Source organism: Deferribacterota bacterium (assembly GCA_034189185.1).
Lineage (GTDB): Bacteria > Chrysiogenota > Deferribacteres > Deferribacterales > UBA228 > UBA228.
Genome location: JAXHVM010000273.1, coordinates 1 through 1,850, shown reverse-complemented (window position 1 = coordinate 1,850; position 1,850 = coordinate 1). Strand labels below are relative to the sequence as shown.

2 protein-coding genes are annotated in these 1,850 nt (G+C 33.2%); both read right to left on the bottom strand.

The features are described from left to right. Nucleotides 1-486: leucyl/phenylalanyl-tRNA--protein transferase (locus SVN78_10810; GenBank protein ID MDY6822096.1), on the bottom strand; the 486-nt coding region annotated here is incomplete at its 3' end. Further along, a partial coding sequence (locus SVN78_10805; protein ID MDY6822095.1) for an AAA family ATPase occupies nt 476-1,850 on the bottom strand: 1,375 nt, incomplete at its 5' end. The genes SVN78_10810 and SVN78_10805, both read right to left, overlap by 11 nt.

Genomic DNA, 1,850 nt, shown 5'->3' with positions numbered 1-1,850 from the left:
TGAAGCATTATCTCTTTTATGGAACATTGATTCTGCTGAGATATATTTTTCAATCTTTACCCCATAAAGACCTCCTACAATCTCTGAATCTTCCCACACTTCAATTGAAAAAGCCCGTCCCATTAAAAAGAGTTTATAATAACCTTCTATCATTTCATCAGTTATCCAAGTTGTGTCACTATCATTTCTTTTGGCAGTTGCACAACCACTTATAACAGCCATAAAATCTTTATTAAAACTAAAAGTGTAGTTGTGTTTTTTTATAGTTTTTTTGATAGTTTTAGGGATGTGAAAATCTTTTATGAAAATGACATGCCTAACTAAAGGGCACCACCAAAGTATAGGATCACCTATATTATACCATGGGAAAATGCCCAAAGAGTATGCCTTTATTAGGTTTTTTGGGTTTAGATTACCTCCTATATATAATATCTCTTTGCTACCTGCAAGATAAGGATTTGGGAAGTTTATCTCGCTATCTTTCATCTACAACAAAACAAATCTCTTTATCATAATCTATAATGACACTGCCCCCATTTTTAAGCCTTCCAAAAAGGATTTCATCTGAGAGTTTTACCTTTATCTGTTCATTTATTAAACGTTTTATCGGCCGTGCGCCCATTGTTTTATCAAAACCTTTCTCTGCTAAATATTCTGCAGCCCTATCAGTAATTCTAACCCTTACACCTTTTTCATCAAGCATAGTATTTAGCTCACTAATAAATTTTCTAACAATTCTTTTAATCTCTTCAATATCTAATTTGTTAAAGGTAATAATGTAATCTAGCCTGTTTCTAAATTCAGGGCTAAAAACACTCTTAATTGCATTTTGGGTGTTTCTATTATTCTCAGTTTTTTCTAGAAAGCCTATATTATTTGAGTTTATTTCTCTAGCACCTGCATTTGTTGTCATTATGATAATACAATTTCTAAAATCTGCCTTCCTGCCTGCATTATCAGTGAGTGTTGCATAATCCATAACCTGGAGCAATATGTTGTATATATCTGGATGAGCCTTTTCTATTTCATCTAATAATAGTACAGAATAGGGATTTCTTTTTACTTGTTCAATAAGTTGTCCCCCTTCATCATAGCCAACATAGCCTGGGGGTGAGCCGATCAACTTTGCTACAGCATGTTTTTCCATGTATTCACTCATATCAAAGCGTAAAAAATTCATCTGCATATGGTGCGCAAGTCTTTTAGCTAGCTCAGTTTTACCTACACCAGTAGGGCCACAGAAAAGGAATGAACCTATTGGTTTTGTCTTTTCCGTAAGGCCTGCTTTTGAGGTTTTAATTATTTGTACAACTCTTTCAATTGCCTCATCTTGACCATATATCTCTTTTTTAAGGTTATTAGCTAGAGCGCTTAAACTGCTTATATCATCCTTCTTTGTTTCTTCAATTTTTATTCTAGAGATACTTGTGACAATTTTCTTTATGTGCTTTTCTTTAACTATTTTCTCTTCTTCCTTTAGTTTTACATATGCACCTGCTTCATCAATGATATCTAAGGCTTTATCTGGCAAGAATCTATCTTTTATATAGTGATGTGATAATTCAACTGCTTTATCAATTGCACCCTCTGTATATTTAACTGAGTGAAAGTTCTCATAGTAATAGATAAGATTTTTAATGATTTGTTTTGCCTCATCGACTGTAGGCTCTTCTACTTCAATTTTTTGAAAACGTCTAGAAAGAGCCTTGTCTTTTTCTAAGTATTTTTTATACTCTTCATAGGTTGTGGCCCCTATACATTTAAATGAACCTTTTAGTAGGTAGGGCTTTAAAATATTTGCGGTATCCATAGCGTTACCTTCAGTTGAACCGGATTTTACTATTGTATGG